The 16,566-nt window shown below is 50.2% G+C and carries 12 protein-coding genes; 7 read left to right on the forward strand and 5 right to left on the reverse strand.

All coding sequences use genetic code 11. The annotated features are described in order from the left end of the window. The first annotated feature begins 663 nt into the window (after window positions 1-663). Together GL2_RS11005 and GL2_RS11010 are read left to right on the forward strand one after the other, a co-directional pair. On the forward strand, window positions 664-2,220 hold the full coding sequence (locus GL2_RS11005) for a M28 family peptidase (RefSeq protein WP_143730700.1): 1,557 nt from the start codon (window positions 664-666) through the stop codon (window positions 2,218-2,220). 384 nt (window positions 2,221-2,604) lie between these two features. Continuing rightward, window positions 2,605-5,226 carry a TonB-dependent siderophore receptor gene (locus GL2_RS11010; RefSeq protein WP_143730701.1) on the forward strand — a complete coding sequence of 874 codons (2,622 nt, stop codon included), beginning with the start codon at window positions 2,605-2,607 and terminating at the stop codon, window positions 5,224-5,226. A gap of 146 nt (window positions 5,227-5,372) precedes the next feature. Here GL2_RS11010 and GL2_RS11015 read toward each other — a convergent pair whose 3' ends face one another. From GL2_RS11015 to can, 4 genes are all read right to left on the reverse strand, one after another. Further along, a complete protein-coding gene (locus GL2_RS11015) occupies window positions 5,373-6,104 on the reverse strand; it encodes a glycerophosphodiester phosphodiesterase (protein WP_143730702.1) in 732 nt (243 codons plus the stop codon). A gap of 199 nt (window positions 6,105-6,303) precedes the next feature. Then, window positions 6,304-6,816 carry a flavin reductase family protein gene (locus tag GL2_RS11020; RefSeq protein ID WP_143730703.1) on the reverse strand — a complete coding sequence of 171 codons (513 nt, stop codon included), beginning with the start codon at window positions 6,814-6,816 and terminating at the stop codon, window positions 6,304-6,306. A 102-nt stretch (window positions 6,817-6,918) separates the two neighbouring features. Beyond that, complete coding sequence (locus GL2_RS11025; protein ID WP_143730704.1) at window positions 6,919-8,559, reverse strand: FAD-dependent oxidoreductase; 1,641 nt, start codon at window positions 8,557-8,559, stop codon at window positions 6,919-6,921. 101 nt (window positions 8,560-8,660) lie between these two features. After that, window positions 8,661-9,317 carry a carbonate dehydratase gene (can, locus tag GL2_RS11030; RefSeq protein ID WP_143732868.1) on the reverse strand — a complete coding sequence of 219 codons (657 nt, stop codon included), beginning with the start codon at window positions 9,315-9,317 and terminating at the stop codon, window positions 8,661-8,663. Between the two features lie 156 nt (window positions 9,318-9,473). On the opposite strand from can, the gene GL2_RS11035 reads away from it, so the two are divergent. Together GL2_RS11035 and GL2_RS11040 are read left to right on the forward strand one after the other, a co-directional pair. Further along, on the forward strand, window positions 9,474-9,689 hold the full coding sequence (locus tag GL2_RS11035) for a hypothetical protein (RefSeq protein ID WP_143730705.1): 216 nt from the start codon (window positions 9,474-9,476) through the stop codon (window positions 9,687-9,689). A 180-nt stretch (window positions 9,690-9,869) separates the two neighbouring features. Then, a complete protein-coding gene (locus GL2_RS11040; protein WP_143730706.1) occupies window positions 9,870-10,385 on the forward strand; it encodes a GNAT family N-acetyltransferase in 516 nt (171 codons plus the stop codon). 112 nt (window positions 10,386-10,497) lie between these two features. Here the strand turns inward: GL2_RS11040 and GL2_RS11045 are convergent, their stop codons facing one another. Then, window positions 10,498-11,700, reverse strand: coding sequence for an MFS transporter (locus tag GL2_RS11045; protein WP_172621121.1), 1,203 nt, complete (start codon window positions 11,698-11,700; stop codon window positions 10,498-10,500). A gap of 242 nt (window positions 11,701-11,942) precedes the next feature. Between GL2_RS11045 and GL2_RS11050 the strand changes: the two genes are divergently transcribed. The 3 genes from GL2_RS11050 to GL2_RS11060 are packed head-to-tail and all read left to right on the forward strand — an operon-like array spanning window position 11,943 to window position 16,566. Next, the gene (locus tag GL2_RS11050; protein ID WP_172621122.1) at window positions 11,943-13,730 is read left to right on the forward strand and encodes an IucA/IucC family siderophore biosynthesis protein; all 1,788 of its coding nucleotides are present in this window, start codon (window positions 11,943-11,945) and stop codon (window positions 13,728-13,730) included. A 38-nt stretch (window positions 13,731-13,768) separates the two neighbouring features. Then, the gene (locus tag GL2_RS11055) at window positions 13,769-14,749 is read left to right on the forward strand and encodes a GNAT family N-acetyltransferase (protein ID WP_143730709.1); all 981 of its coding nucleotides are present in this window, start codon (window positions 13,769-13,771) and stop codon (window positions 14,747-14,749) included. Further along, complete coding sequence (locus GL2_RS11060) at window positions 14,746-16,566, forward strand: IucA/IucC family siderophore biosynthesis protein (protein ID WP_143730710.1); 1,821 nt, start codon at window positions 14,746-14,748, stop codon at window positions 16,564-16,566. The genes GL2_RS11055 and GL2_RS11060 overlap by 4 nt, the downstream gene beginning before the upstream one ends.

Here is a 16,566-nt window from a genome sequence, read left to right on the forward strand (position 1 = left end):
TATCAAAAGTAACTTGACTGACTATTGAGTATGTTATGTGGGGTGGGTGAGTGTATTGCAGCTGAGTGACCAGGAACTACTCAAGTGTTCCTGGTTAATGTCTAATTTCTCGCTCAATTTTACTAATCAAATAAGTTATGCATTGCAGTTACCCGAATGATTTGGTCATGGCATATTTTATATTCGAAGATGTTTTATTTTTCTCTTATTTATTGGGGTTTTTCTAAGCGTGAGATTTCTGGATGTTGCTTTTTAGGGTTATTCCTAGTGCGTATCGCTATTAGCAGTTCTTTAATATTATTAAATTACTGGTTTTGGTTTATTCTTAAAATTTATGATTTATTTTTTGATGAATACTGCTAAATTATTTCAGTATTTGTTTGTCTGTGTTACGGTTTGGGTTGCCAGCTAATCAAGTTGGTTTTACTTGTTTTCCCGCGCTTTTAAAAATTTAAATAATAAAAATAATTCTGGATGACCTGTAGTATTTCCTTTTAAGGCAGGTTGCGTCATCAAGTTCGATAGTATGTTCATTATTTAAAGGTTGTTGATTTCCGGCATTGCTGTTTGTGCAAGTTTTTTGCATGGCTGTACGGTGCCCGCTTGTGTTTTTCTGGGATATGCCGATTTGCGCAGGGGGAATAAATCAATGTGGAGAAGATAATGAAAAAAATGATTCGTACATCGCTGATAGGGCTTCTGGCAATGCCTGGCATTGCTTTGGCACAGGAGTTGTGGATAACCATTGGTAGCGACGGTTATCAAACCCTGAAAAAAAATAGTGCACTGTCATCCAAGCAGCCGCTTGTTGCACAAGGAGAGCGCAACGATATAACGATATTGAAGGTAAATGAGAGTAATTTATCCGATATATCTACCATTATGCATAATAGCCACAATCGTTGTGGTGGCTTTATGGTGCATGATTCTCTGGAGGAGGCGCGGGCCGCACAGTTGTCTCCTCTAGTGAGCACGGTGAGTAGCGTTGCCAATTACTCGGTTGATAATGCCGATGTGGTCAATGCGCTGCAGGGAAAAATCTCTGAGGCCAACATTCGTTCAACTATTGAAACTCTGTCGAGTTTTACCAATCGTTATTACACTACGACAACTGGAGTAGATAGTGCTGAGTGGATTCGGGATAAGTGGCAGGACCTAACCAGTTCTCGCAGTGATGTGTCGGTACAACTCTATAGTCATAGCTGGGCTCAACCCTCGGTTATTCTCACTATCCAGGGGCAAACGGATCCTGATGAGATAGTGGTATTGGGAGCACATCTGGATTCCACTGTGGGCTTTGGTACTGGGGAGGGCACCCGCGCACCGGGAGCTGATGATGATGCTTCGGGCATTGCGACTCTGACTGACGTGATCAACGCCATAGTTACTTCAGATTACAAGCCGGCTAAAACCCTGTCATTTATGGGGTATGCCGCTGAGGAAGTTGGCTTACGTGGCTCCGATGACATAGCCACCGATTACAAGAACCAGAACAAAAATGTGATTGGTGTGTTACAGCTGGATATGACCAATTACTACGGTTCTAACAGTGACATTTATATCATTGGTGATTACACCAATAGCGCTCAGAACTCATTTCTTGAGGACTTGGTGCAAACTTATCAGGGGAACCTTAGCGTCGGTACTACAAATTGTGGTTATGCCTGTTCTGATCATGCCTCCTGGCATGATCAGGGCTACGCAGTGTCTTTCCCTTTTGAGGCGACCTTTAATGGCTCTAACCCTTATATCCACACTATCAATGACACACTCGCCAATAGTGGTGGGGATGCCAACCATGCTGTGAAATTTGGCAAGCTGGCGGCAGCCTATGTGGGGGAGCTGGCCAAGGGATATATTGGTGACGACCCCGGTCCTGACCCTGATCCAGACCCCGATCCCGATCCGGGCCAAGAGCAGACGGAAAACTTCTCTGATAGTGTTTCACGCGGTGGAGAAAAGCATTATGGGCCTTTCAGTGTGACGCCAGGTACAAATTTTGTGGCGGATATGACTGGAACAAATGATGCTGATTTGTATGTGCGTTTTGGGGCTGCACCCACCTGGCGCTATTACGACTGTCGGCCTTATGAGAGTGGCTCTGACGAGAACTGCACACTGCAGGTGCCGAATGGTGACAGCGAGGCCTATATTATGGTTCGTGGATACAGTCGCCTGAGTTCCAGTTTTGATTTGGATGTCACCTATACCCCGCAATAATAGCGAGTGCCCAGGGATTCTTTTTTCTCTGGGCACGTGATTCCTATCAATAATTTCCAATGGAAATTTGAAAACTTGACACATCTGACAGCAATGACTGTTAGTCAGGTGTGTCAACTATTAACATAAATGAATTTAAACGCCATGAGTTTTGGTTTCCAGGGTAACTGTTGTCTAATCAGACGAGGGAAAATGCCAAAAAGTAAGAGGCTTTTAGCACTGACGCCAAAATTTTCAGTGGCCGGATCAGACTGATATATTCCCACAGCAATAAACAGTGCTCTGTAGGTCTCAGTGCGCGCAAGAATAATACTGTGCATCACTATTCAAGGTTATCCAGTGGTGTGCTGTCCGAATTAATAATGAAAAGAGAGGACGGGCAACATGCAAACCTATTTGCTAAAACCTTTGTCGCTGGCAATCGCTGTCGCACTTACGGCTCCAGGCGTCTTTGCGCAGGAGCAAAGCGAGCAATCCCCGGCTGTCGATGACCGGGCGATGGAAGAGGTGATTACTACCGGTACCCGCAAGGAGGGTGTCTCTCCTACAGAAACTCTGTCCCCAGTCGATGTAGTCGGTGGTGATAACCTGGCTGATCAGGCCAGTTTTGACCTGACAGAATCTCTGGCAAAAATTGCCCCTTCCTTTAATACCCAGCGTTTCCCAATTGCGGATGGAACAGCATTTATTCGTCCAGTGACCCTGCGCAACTTATCTCCGGACCAGACACTGGTGCTGGTTAACGGTACACGTAGGCACCGTTCAGCCCTTGTAAACTTACAACTTGCTCCGCTGGGAACGGTTAACCAGGGTGCCCAGGCTGTGGATTTTTCCACGCTGCCATCTATGGCCATAGAAAGGGTAGAAGTGCTGCGTGATGGCGCCTCGGCCCAATATGGCTCTGACGCTATTGCCGGAGTAGTGAATATTATCTTAAAGGATGATGCAGAAGGTTTTGGCTTTTCTGCACAAACTGGTGAGTATTTTGAAGGAGATGGGGCCCGTAACAGCTTAGCGGCCAATGCAGGCTTTAACCTCTGGGATAAGGGCTTTGTCAATGGCACTGTGGAATATTCCAAGGCCGATAAAACCTGGCGCGGTGTCGCCCGCCCCGATGCCGAATTTGTCGGATCTGTGGTTGGAGAAGATCTGGTGCCGCTCGACGGGCTTGGCCAGCGCTGGGGTGATCCAGATGTGGAGACATTGAAATTTTTTGTAAACAGCGGCTTGGATGTTAATGATGATGTCGAGCTGTACGGAAATTTTGGTTACTCAACCAACGATACTATTTCAGACTTCTTCTATCGTGGTCCAGTACTTGACCCGGAACATCAATTTACCGCTCGCGGTACTTTACAGGTGGATATGCCCAGTGATCCTAATGACCCTGGAAGTGTCGACTATTTGCCAGATCCGGCACCGCAGTCGTTGATTGATTACATTATTGGCCAGGGGTTAAACCCATCCGATTATTTGGTAGCCGATAATTCCAGCCCCAGTGGATATGTGTTGCGCAACCCCATCTACACCCAGTTCCCTGGCGGCTATAACCCCCAGTTCGGTGCAGAAATTCACGATATTTCCGCCGTGGTAGGTGCTCGAGGTGAATTGCAAAATGGACTGACCTGGGACCTACGTGCGCGGGTCGCGGAGAATGAGGTGGAATATGTACTGAAAGATTCTATCAACCCCAGCCTCGGTTTGTTGTCGCCCACCAGTTTTAAGCCGGGCACTCTTACCCAGGAAGAGTCCAGCCTTAATGCGGATTTTGTGAAACCTGTGGATTTAGCTTTTTTAGCTTCACCGCTAAACGTAGCCTTTGGTGCTGAGTGGAGAGAGGAAACCTATTCAATCGGCGCCGGTGACTCTGCTTCCACTGAAGTGGGCCCGACGGCAGCCTATTTTGGAGTGGGCTCAGATGGATTCCAGGGCTTCCCCACTGAGGCTGTCGGCAGTTACAGTAGTGAGAGTATTGCTGCTTATATTGACCTAGAAGCGGACGTAACTGATGCACTGACGCTAGGTACGGCATTGCGTCTTGAAGAGTATGATGAGTTTGGGTCTACCTCCGACTGGAAGATTTCAGCCCGCTATGACATCAATGAGCGCCTCGCCCTGCGGGGTACTGTAAATACTGGTTTCCGCGCGCCCACTCCTGGGCAGGTCAACACCCTGAATGTCACTACAACCGCAGATTCCAGTGGTAACCTGATCCCGAATGGTACATATCCGGTCAGTCACCCGGTTGCTATGGCATTGGGTGCTGCGGAGTTAAGCCCAGAGGAATCCACCAGTTTTACCTTGGGTGCGGTTTTTTCACCGTTTGATAACACCAGCATTACTGTCGATTACTACAACATTGATATCGAGGATCGCCTGGCCTTGCGTAATAATGCGATCGGGGATGCCGAAGTTGAACTCCTTCAGGGGGCGGGAGTGGAAAATGCGGCACTTTTGAGTGGTAGTAATGCCAACTATTTTGTCAACGCCTATGACTCTGAGATTTCGGGTATCGACCTGGCAGTTACCAGTGATTTTGAGGTGGCGGGCAATTTATTAGTAGTAGATTTACGCCATAATCATAACCAGCAGGAAGTGAGTAATGTGGCAGAAAATACCATCAATGCCTCCAGGGTTTTTGACCTGGAAAATCAGGTGCCCAGTGATCGCACCACACTAACGTTGGATTTTGATACTGGAGATATCTTCAGCGGTTATTTACGTCTGAATCGTTATAGTAGCTGGGAGTCAACAGGGGGGCTGTTTGGGCCGGGTGATGCTTCGGATGTTTATAGCTACGGTAGTGAGATACTGGTGGACCTGGAGGCAACCTTCACGCTCTATGAGAACTACAAAATTGCCATCGGTGGTGAGAATATCTTTGACGTACAGCCTGATGACGAACAGGATGGAACCTTGCAGTTCCTGGGCGTAGATCAGGCATTGACCTCACCTTTTGGCTTCAACGGCGGCTTCTGGTATTTGCGTGCCAGTGCTGATTTCTAAAGTAGAATTACAATGTGATGGTGGAAATTTCCCAAATTTTATTGGGCTGTCAGCAACGACTATCAACGCTGTAGTCTGAGAAAAATAAACCCGGCTAAAATGCCGGGTTTATTTTTTGTCTGATCTTAAATTATTTACTGGGGGGCTTAGCCGGACACTCCACCTGCAAGTATCCGCGTATTAAAGTCCAGCACTATTTGTGGCTCATCAGAAAAGACACCGTCCACCCCCTGTGCGGCCAGCATTGCCAAGTCACTGGGGTTATTAACAGTAAATACATAATTCTTAAGACCTCGTTGCCTGGCATCGGCAAGCAGATCTGCACAAATAAAATCCAGGTTGGTGTGTAGTGAGTAGGCCTGTAGTGGCGCGGTGCAAGTGGCCAGGTCCAGGGGCACCCCACTGATTAATACTCCACGTCGCACTTCTGGCAGCAGGCGCAGACACTCATAGAGCTGGCGGTGATCGAAGGAGGAAATAATATACTGATCGAAAGTAGTGCCTTTGTCTGAGACAAAGCCACGTATTTCCTGAGCTAGCAAGGCCGCGCAGTCAGGGCCTTTAATTTCAATGTTCAATTGGGCACTGTCACCGACCAGTTCCATTACTTCCTGAAGAGTTGGAATGGTATTACCACAGGGAAGGGGTCTCTCCCGTAGTGCCTCGGGGCGCATCTCAGTAATTAACTCAGAGCCGGCAAGCAAACGGCCCAGGCGCCGGTCATGTTTCACTAGAAGTTCGCCACCCACATTCCAAATATCAACTTCAATACCTCCGACTGATAGTTCCAGTGCGTGGCCAATAGCCTGTAGGGTATTTTCGCTGGCTCGGCGCGGGTAACCACGGTGCGCGAAGCAGAATAAGGTGCCGGGAGTCATTACCTGTGAATCCACTCAGAAAGTTTACGGGAGCTTGCCATGGAATTATTACGAAGGGGTTATGTCACCACCAAAGTTTATCGTTTTTATTGATGTCTAAGTATAAAAATGTATTTTCAATAGTGCCCGAGTAAAAAAACTGGTCGTTGCGAACCCCTGAAAAATAACTTGCTACTTGCCAAAGGATACCAAAGCGGGATTAATCACCGGCCAGGGCGCGGTAGCGGCCGCGATGGAAAACCAATGGTTCACCTCCGGGAGCGGCAAACTCTAATACTTCACCCAATAGAATAGTGTGATCCCCACCCTCGATGCACTGTAGGCGGCGACAGTGGAAGTAGGCCGCGCACTCGTCCAGGCGGGGAATACCATTTGGGCCTTCGTACCAGTGCACCTGGCCAAATTTGTCCGCTCCGCGACCGGCAAACAGGTTGGAAACATGTTGTTGGTCGGCACGTAGAACATGCACAGCGAAGTGCTCGCGGGTGGTAAATGCTTCGTAGCCGAGGGATTGCTTATCGATACTCCATAGCACCAGTGCAGGGTCCAGGGATACAGAATTAAAACTGTTGGCGGTCATTCCCGCAGGTTGGCCGTTAGTGTCTTGTGTAGTAATGACGGTGACACCAGTGGCAAACTGGCCCAGTGTGTCGCGCAATAGGCGGCCTTGATGGGCAGATGGTGTAATGATGGGGCTTCTTTCTGTCGTCATACGGAGCTTGCTTGTACAAAATCTGTGCTAGCTCGCCATTTTACGGTAAAAGTTTACTCATTGCGCGCTTTGCCTCTAATACTAGCGAAAGAAGCTCGGTTATCAGGCCGAATGTGACGTGTTATTCATAATTGGAACACACTCGTGGCTGAGGCGGTCGCGTGCTGAAATGGCGCTGCCTGTAAGAGCAAATCCGAGCAGTTGCCCCGAAAGACTACGAAATTCAGCGCGTACCCCCTTATTTTCTTTGAACACCTGCCAGCGGCCCTCGGCACCAGGGTGGGGTGGGCAAACAGTGGTGGGGTGTATGGTGGTCTTTACCGCGACCGGGATAGCGCCATAACGCACTGGGGTCTTTTCACCGCTGAGGGTTTTTGCCAGGCTGCGAGCGCAGGCTATCAGTGGAGCGACAAAGAACAGCTGGTGGCCATCCACTTCGGCACAGTCACCCAGAGCGTAGATTTTTTTATCACTGGTTTGCAGATGCCGGTCGACGCTAATACCGCGCTTGACTGTGAGTCCGGCCATTTCCGCCAGTGCAGTATTCGCTTGCAGGCCCAGTGCTGCGAGGGCAATGTCCACTTGCAGGCTTTCGCCGTTATCGAGAAGGGCTTCCAGGCCCCCTGGAATACGCTTAAGTGCTTGAGTAGAGGTGCCAAGGTGAAAGCGTACCCCGCACTTTTCCAGTGCTTTTCGCAGGTCGTTGCCAGCCTCCTCAGGTAGCAGTGATGCCAGAGGCCACCCCATTGGTTCTACTACTTCCACCGAGAAGCCAGCTTGAACCAGGTCGTTGGCAAATTCACAGCCAATCAATCCTGCACCGATCAGAAGCACTCGCTTTTGCCCTACCAGCGCTGTGCGAAAGCGATGGTAGTCTCCCAGGTTGTTAATGCGGAATAGGCGTGAGTGGGCATCTCCCTCTATGTTGGGGAGGGTGTGGCAGCTTGCACCGGTTGCCAACACCAATCGGTCATAGCAAATCTTTGCGCTGTGGTCGCCGGTTTCCTGGTGCAGGGTGAGTGTCCTGGTCTTCGATTCGATTGAGGATACACAAGTATGCACCAGGATTTCCGCATCCAATTCCCTGGCCATTTCCTCGGCGCTGGTCTGACTCAGCTGTTGTGCAGTCTTGCCGTGAGAGAGAGAGGCAGACAGTAGAGGCTTGGAGTAGAAGGCGCCATCATCGGCGGTAATTAACAGCATTGGGAATTCGCTGTTCAGCTTGCGGAACTCCCGCGCCACGTTGTAGCCGGCCAGGCCGGTGCCGAGGATAACCAGAGGCTTTTGCGCGTTCGCAACTGGTGGTGTTGGGCTGGCATCCACTGGTGCATTGGATACCAGTACCATGTCGAACTCTTCTTTACTTACCCCGCACTGGGGGCAGCTCCAGTCCTGGGGAATATCCTCCCAGCGGGTACCGGGGGCTATACCCTCTTCAGGGCAGCCTTTGGCTTCATCGTATACCCAACCGCACACCATGCACTCCCAGATGCGGTAGGTGAGTGTGGATTTGGGCAGAGGAGAATTGTTGTGGGTGCTGTTATCTGTAGCGGGGCTTGGTTTCCCAGAAGGGACTTCCTGCATGGCGAATTCGCCCTTGCTGGCGCCGCATTCGGGACAGCACCAATCTGCGGGGATATCCTCCCAGCGGGTGCCTGGAGCTATATTGTCCTCGGGCCAGCCTTTGGCTTCATCGTAAATCCAGCCACAATTTTGGCACTCCCACACGCGGTATTCGGACATGACGGTTCCCTGTTCAAGCCTTGTAGCCCTGACTGCGGGAGAGCAGTCGGGGCTGGGTCTTTTACAAGGGCAAATATAAGGGAGTTCGGCAGGGGGCGCTGCTATTCGGTGTTGCGTTGGGCTATTTTGGTGAGGGCACTCTGGTAAGTGTCAGCAATTTCCCCGGGGTGGCTAATAGAGATGCCGAGATCGTGTACCAGGCCATCTTCCAGACCATATACCCAGCCGTTAACTGAGAGCTGCTGCCCGGCCCGCCACGCATCTCGTACTATGGTGGTCTGGCAGATATGGATTACCTGCTCCAGCACATTGAGTTCGCACAATAGATCTGTACGTTGCTGTTCTTGAAACAGATCGACCAGGGTGTGGTGTTTATCGCGAACATCCTGAATATGGCGCAGCCAGTTGTCGATCAGGCCCAGCTGCTCGTTGTGCAGGGCAGCTTGGACGCCACCGCAGCCATAGTGACCGCACACGATTATATGTTTCACCTTGAGAATTTCCACCGCGTACTGCAACACCGACAGGCAATTGAGGTCGGTGTGTACGACTACGTTGGCGACATTTCGATGTACGAACAGCTCCCCTGGCAATAAGCCCACAATTTCATTGGCGGGCACACGGCTATCTGCGCAGCCTATCCAGAGATATTCCGGTGTTTGTTGTTTAGACAGCTTGAGGAAGAAATCCGGGTTTTCTTCTCGGGTGGCTTCGGACCATTGCTGGTTATTTTTCAGTAGATGATTGAGCGGGTGCAATGCAGTTGTATCCTGATGTGACCAATTGGACATTGTGACCGAAGGATAGCGGCTTTGTTCATGCGGGCCAAGAGGGATTGGTCTAACCTAAACTGTGACTAATAACTTGAGATCAGTCTAAGCACTGTGCTTGGGCCAATAAAAGGAGTGAGAATAATGGCAAGGAAGAAAAACTCCGGACCCGGCAGGCGCCAGCGCACCTTGTTGCGTTCAGGTTTTATGGACCGTCATCGCTTGAGAATGCGTCAATTACAGGCTAGACGTGCCCGATTACGCAATTCTTTATCCGGTCCCGCTGATGAAGACGGGGGTGACTGGGGTAGTGTGCAAGAAGAACCTGCGAGCGCGGAGACTGAGGGAGACTCCTATTAGAAAGAGTCTGTCAAGAAAACCATGGACACCGAAACTATTTGCAGACATCGAAAAATATGCAGGCAAACTGCCCTGGGAAATTAACAAGTCGCAAAATTAAAAGAAATCTGTTTTTATAATTGGAATACTTTGGTCTTTTTCCAAAGTGTAGATATCAAAAAAACAGAAAGAGTAGTATGGATGAAGTTCGCAGCATCAGGGGTATCCACTGCCGTGCGCATTGTGATGGCGGAATATACAGATAGCCGTCACGGTGCCGATATTATCGCATTAATGGATGAGTACTCCCGCCATCCTTTCGGTGGGGGAGAGCCTTTGCCTGAGCAATGCCGCCACCAGCTCCTGCCAAAGCTGGCAGAGTTTCCCGGCGCTTTTACGGTGCTGGCCTATAGCAATGAGAGGGACCAGGCCCTGGGTTTGATAAATTGTTTTACTGGCTTTTCCACTTTTTCCTGCCGGCCCCTGATTAATATTCACGATGTGATCGTTAGTGAAACCGCTCGCGGCCAGGGAGTTTGCTTGGCTATGATGGATTTTGTGGCGAATGAGGCAAAAAAACGGGGTTGCTGCAAACTGACGATGGAAGTACTGGAAAAAAACCTCGCAGCTAAGAACTCTTACCGTAAAGTGGGCTTCAAGCCCTATACCCTGGATGAAGAATTTGGCCAGGCAGAATTCTGGCAACGTTACTTGTAGAGTATTCCGGGGGCAGATAGTTAGTTATATTGGCCCCCTCTTCCCCTCTTGGTTTCCGCAGAAGTGGGACTCGACATAGCCTTAATGCCGAGCCTGAAAGGTCGTTTACTAGTCAATATTCTAAATTCACTTGTTGTTCCTTCTTTCTTTTAGCAAGGAAGAGTGCAATTACTGCACATACCGCGATAAGGCTCACACTGAGCTGTAGCCCAAACAGCGGCTGCTGGGGTTGATGCTCATATAACCAGCCGCCCACTGCGAACCCGATGGTGTAACCACCCGTGTGCATCAGCGCCAAAAGACCGAAGAGCCTGCCGCCACGCTGTTTGGATTGGCTCAGCAGGGCGCTGTAACCGGGTACCAGGAAAGCGATACCAACCACAAAAACCAGTAAACCGAAAACTGCAAGCAGGCTTCCCAGGGTGGAGGAGAGCAACATACTGCCCGAGGCTAGTGATATAACCCCGAGTATAAAGCTCATTTGCGGTGCCTTGAGCTTTCGCACCAACCCTACTTGTACCAGGAACCCACAGATAGCCACCGCAGCCAGTAACACGGCAGTGGCGGAAGAAGCTCCCAAGGCACTTAAACTGTAAAGATCCTTGAGCACAGGCCCCATCACTACCTGCAGCTGTCCGACGCTGACCGTGCTGAGTAGAGCTGTGGCAAACAGTGCTAGTGCTCCCGGAGGCAGGGCGGTGTTTCCATCGGAGTCGGGTGGGGAGTTTTCCGCATCTGCTTGGGGCAGCCCCAGTGTTAACCACAGTGCAGTAAGAGGCAGCAGAACAAGCCAGGCAAGCGGCCACAGGTCACCAGCCAGTAGCGCAGGCAGGGCTAGCAGGGGGCCGAGGCCCCGGCCCAGGTTTGCTGCAGCACTGAGGCCCGAGAGTATCGAGAGGCGCCTTTCCTGTTCGCCCAACTCAACTGCCCAGGCTTGGCAGCAGGGGTAGATGGCTGCAGCGTTCAAGCCGTACACCACTCGACTTGCTGCCAGGGCTAATATTGCATCCTCTTCAGGCAATCGGCCTTGTGCCATAGCTATCAGCAATGCCACAAACAGCCCCTGCGCGAGAAGCGCCCCGGTTAATCCCGCCAGTAGTACCGGCTTGCGGCCTATCCTGTCACCCAGCTCACCCCATACCGGCCCCGCCAACATCAGGCACAGGGTGCCCAGTGCAACAAGGCCTCCAATACTGGCCAGGCTCAAGCCGCAACGCTCGACAATCAAGGGGATCTGGGTGAGCAGCACAACCTGGGCAGCTCCCTGGCTGGCTACTACCCAGTTGATTTTTCGCAGGTGAAGGGTTCGCCGCATTAGGTACTCCGCGGGTTGAAATATAAACAGATAAACAGACGCCCAATTCTGTGCAGAATTTCTCATCCAGATATTTTTTTCAAAAAAAAGCTTGAATAGCGGAAATTTTACCCGCATGATTTTCTAAATACAAATCATTCGTATTCCACCTTCGGTAAATAATCCCATTTATGAACAATCCCCACCCCAGTTCGGCTGAGTCTAGCCGCACTGCTGGCATAGTTAGTACCCAAGAGATGTTTATGACTGAAGAATCTAGCCTGGTCAAAGCTTTTGCTGAACGAATGTCAGCCAACTGCTTTTTCAATGCGCTGTTGCGAGAAACTGACACTGGTATCTGGCATATGCAGACAGAAGAGCAGCTTCCCGAAGAAATCAACATCCCGGCAGTGAGTATTGCTCTACCGGCGAGTAATGCTGAGCTTTGGTTGAATGTGTCTTACCGCAGTGAGTGTGGCAGACATCAATTTGATTTACCCATAGTGTTTCGGTCGAGTGATGATAGCAGCAGGGTGATTGAACTGGCCGAAGCCGCTCAACTGGTTGCTGAAGAGCCATCGTTTTTTCCCGGTGCTACTGCGGAATCCAGGGAACAGTTCACCCGCAGAGTTTCAGTCAGTGTTAAAAACATGGCTCAAGCACTGGCTGTGCGTAGTGCTGATATCGAAAAGCTATTTACTCTACCCCTCACTTTCTCCGAAGCAGAACAGGCACTTTTATGTGGCCATTCTATACATCCAACGCCAAAAAGCCGCGATCCATTTACTGATGAGGACGCAGAGCGTTACGCACCGGAGTTTGGCAATAGTTTTACTTTGGTATGGCTTGGGGTGGCCCCTCAATATTTACGCGGTGCAAGCGGGGCGGAAATCAGCGAAGCGCAGTTTGCTGATTTGGTGCGTGAGACAGATGGTGGCCCAGTGGCACCTGAAGGCTTTATTGCCATTCCCGCGCATCCCTGGCAGTGGCGCAAGCTGTGTGAAGATCCACGTATTGTAGAATTACTTGAGGATGGAAAAATAGTTGAGCTGGGCGAGGGTTGTGAGCCCTGGCGGGCAACCTCCTCTCTGCGCGCCATTTATAATGGCAGAAGCCCCTATATGCTTAAGTTTTCCCTCAGCCTACGGCTGACCAATTCGGTGCGCACTCTACAACCGAAAGAAATGGTTCGTGGACTTGAAGTGTTAAAAGTAAGGGATACTCCGGTTGGGCAGGAGTTTGCCAATCGCTATCCACGCTTCCAGGTATTGGCGGAACCGGCTTACCTGATGCTTGCTGATAACAGTGGTGAGCAAATTATAGAAAGCCTGGTGATGTTTCGGGAAAACCCTTTTCCCGGTGAGTCTGCGGAAAATACCTGCCTCTTGGCCACACTGACCCAGGACCATCCGGACGGGTCCCCCTGTCGTGCCGCGCAGCTGATTCAGCGCCTTGCTGAAGAGGAGAATATTTCTGACGAGGCCTCCAGCCGGCGCTGGTTTAATGCTTTCCTCGATGCGGTAATTGAACCGCTCCTGATCGCCCAAGCCGATTTCGGTATTTTATTTGGCGCCCACCAGCAAAACCTGATTCTCTCATTTGATGGAGCTTTGCCCTCAAAGGGTTACTTCAGGGACTGTCAGGGCAGTGGCTATAGCCGTCTTGGCGAGCAGCTCCTCAAACCCTACCTGCCCAACCTGGCACAGAACAGCGAAAATGTGATTGATGAAAAAATGGCAAACCGCCTGTTTGTTTATTACCTCGTCGTTAACAGCTGCTTTGGCCTGATTAGTGCACTTTCAGCTGCAGGTATATCTTCTGAGAAAGAGCTGTTGCGCCAGTTGCGTGAGCGCCTGCAATTATTGAATGAAGGCCAACGACGGGATCATAGCTGCCTCGAATACCTGCTCAATTCGTCTGAGATTTGGGCTAAGGGTAATTTCCAGTGTGCGGTTATCGGTATGAATGAAACTACGACCGAAGACCCGCTTTCGATCTACCACACAATGGTGAATCCCTTGATGACCGCGGCAGAGCTCGAAGCTGCCTAATCCTGATCAATGTGTTGAAAAAATTGAAAGGAAAATTTATGACCAGTTCAACAGCTGCGCTTGAAATATCCGAGGGTGAACGGGGTCATCTCCCAGATGGGCGTTTATGGGAAATGTCCTCTGGTGGATATCGCTGCCAATCTAATGGCGATAAATATTTTCAAATTGATTATATCCCGGGGCGGGATTTCGCGCGTTTTACTTTATCGCTCAGTGACACTTCACCTACGGAACTGGACCTTTGGTGTGACTGGCTCTTTGCATTGAATCCAGCGCTACAAAATGTGGATATAACTGAAGCAGACATCGTTATTAGCCGGATTTCCCGCACTGAATTTTATCAACGGGCAGAGCTTTGGTATTGCGGAAATAATGCAGGAAAATTTCCTCTGCAGTGGGTAGAAAATAAGCTGGGGGTGCGCCACCCCCTCCGTGCAGAGCCGCCAAAAGGGGAGGTGTATCGACGTTATTTCCACTCCCTGGGGATGGAGTTCAGTCTGCGCCACCTGGATCCTCAAGAAGACTTGGAACGCTTTACTGATTGGATGAACCAGGAGCGTGTAGCAAAGTTTTGGGAGGAAGAGGGTGATGTAGAAAAGCAGAGACAGTTTATCGATTCTGTTATTCAGGACCCTCACAAACATCCATTGATTGCCTGTTTTGATGACGAGCCCTTTGCATACTTTGAAGTTTATTGGGCCCTCGAAGATCGCATTGCGCCTTACTATGACTGCCAGCCATTTGATCGCGGTGCTCACATGTTGGTTGGCGACGCGCGCTTCCTGGGTAAGAAATTTGCTACGGCTTGGTTTAATGGTGTTTCCCACTTTATGTACTTGGATGATACGCGAACTGAAACCTTGGTAGGAGAACCTCGGGCGGATAATCGTGCGGTACTAAAATATATCAATGGTACTTTTGGTTGGAAAAAAATTAAAGAGTTTGATTTTCCTCATAAGCGAGCTGCCCTGGTGATGTGCAAGAAGGGTGAATTTTTTCAGAATATGGGGGGAGTATGAGTAGAGATCAATACTGGGTACAGGCCAATAGAACTCTGTTGGTAAAGTCACTGGCTGAGCTTTGCTACGAGCAGGCACTCACTGCGAAAGAGGAATCAAAGGGTCAATATTCTGTAGAACTCATTTCGGGAATTATATATCGCTTTAACGGCCAGCTAACGATTTGGGACTGGTTGTTAATTGATGCACAGAGTATCGAACGTGTGAAGGATGGGCAGTCACTGCCTGCTGATGATGCTGCACAGTTTTTTATCGATGCTGGCAAAGACTTGGAAGCTAACTCCAGTACTCTGGGAAATCTGCTGCATGAGCTCGCCAACACTTTGGTGGCTGATGTAGCTCTGCTGCAAAAGCGTGAGAATCTCGACGCACAAACTCTGGCGAAACTGCCCGATGAGCAACTGCAGTGCCTGCTGGATGGACATCCTAAGGCCATGGTGAATAAAGGGCGTATCGGCTGGGGTGCGCAGGAATTTAACACTTACGGCACAGAGGCTGCCCGGGGTGTGCGATTCCAGTGGCTGGCGGTAAGGCGGGAACTGGCGGTCAATGGTAATAGCGAAGCGTGGGACTGGCCACAACTGTTGGCCGAAAGTCTGAATGAATCACAGCTGCAGCAGTTGGATAACGTATGTCGTGAAAAAGGAATCGACTGGCAGACGTTTTTACCGCTGCCGGTGCATCCTTGGCAATGGCAGCACCATATTCGACAGCATTATGCACAACAGATTTATCGTGGTGATTTGATCTTGCTGGGTGAGTTTGGTGATGAGTACCTGCCTCAGGTATCTCTGCGTACTTTGTCAAATCTGGATCGCCCTAGCGCTCTGCATGTGAAACTGCCTTTAACGGTACTGAATACCTCCTGTTACCGGGGAATACCGGGCAAATTTATGCGTTGTGGACCGGCACTGTCTGAGTGGATGCAGCGACTCTGTGAGCGCGATGGGCAGCTCCAAGCCCGCGGCACGGGAGTTTTACAGGAAGTGGCGGGCTTGCATGTGCCACATTTTCATCATGAGTTGATCGATGGTACTCCTTATCGCTTCCGAGAATTACTGGGGGCTACCTGGCGGCAGAGCCCCGCGAGCCTGTGTGCGGAGGGAGAGCGTCACCTCTTAATGGCTGCACTGCTGCAGAGAGATGCCAGTGGTAAATCTGTCGCGGTTGCCCTGATTGAAGCTTCAGATCTTTCGGTACAGGCGTGGCTGGAACATTTATTTGATGCCACGGTGGTGCCGCTCTATCACCTGCTCAGCCGCTATGGCATAGGGCTGGTAGCACACTCGCAAAACCTGACATTGGTGCTACGCGAAAACAAAGTAGTGCGTGTATTGCTGAAGGATTTCCAGGGTGACCTGCGTCTCGCCCAGGGGGATTTTCCCGATCGCGCGGATCTGCCGGAAGCAGCGGCGGAAGTACTCGACCAGTTACCGCCGAATTACATTATTCACGATCTGTTCACCGGCCACTTCGTAACAGTGCTGCGATATCTGTCTGCTCAATTAATGACTGAGATCCGCTTAAAGGAATTGGATTTTTACGGAATCCTGGCTCGAGTATTGCGTCGTTATCAGGCGTCCGCACAACAGGAAAACACCCATTTGATAGCGCGTTTTCAGCAGTTCAACCTGTTCCGCCCCCACATTGAGCGGGTCTGTATTAATCGAGTGCGCCTGCGTCAGGGTTACGACGACAGTGCCGAGCGTCCAGTTCCCATTGTTGGTGGTGAACTCAAGAATCCCCTTTGGCTCGCCGAGCAAAAGTTACAACAACACGAACTTCAACCAGAAACTGCTTCCGCTTTAGAGGCTTAA

This window comes from Microbulbifer sp. GL-2, from assembly GCF_007183175.1.
Classification (GTDB): Bacteria; Pseudomonadota; Gammaproteobacteria; order Pseudomonadales; family Cellvibrionaceae; genus Microbulbifer.